Annotated in this window: 1 protein-coding gene; it reads left to right on the top strand. The window is 57.6% G+C overall.

Translation table 11 applies throughout. From position 1 onward, the window contains the following. On the top strand, positions 1-241 hold a 241-nt coding region (locus tag SB847_RS21535), incomplete at its 5' end, for a hypothetical protein (RefSeq protein WP_410578716.1). Positions 242-257: the final 16 nt, after the last annotated feature.

A 257-nucleotide genomic window follows, 5' to 3' on the forward strand; every position in this document is an offset into this window, starting at 1 on the left:
GTGGGAACTCAACGCGGGCGATATCATGGTCACCAGCGAAGACCGCTGGCGTCAGCTTGCTCAGCGGCTTCCTTCGTTGCCAATGAATATGACCGCCGTAGCAACGTCGCCGTTAGATAAGCAGACTTATCGGGCGCTGCTGACGAAAGGCGTTGCTCATATTATCGAGCTGCACTGTCAGCCCGGTTTAGGCATTTTAGCTGCGCGCCGCTCTCAGCAAGCGCCGTTTGAACTGCTCTAGGACTCGGAGCCCACCG

It is taken from the genome of Bacillus sp. SIMBA_026 (assembly GCF_046535335.1).
In the GTDB taxonomy this organism is placed as follows: Bacteria; Bacillota; Bacilli; order Bacillales; family Bacillaceae; genus Bacillus; species Bacillus velezensis.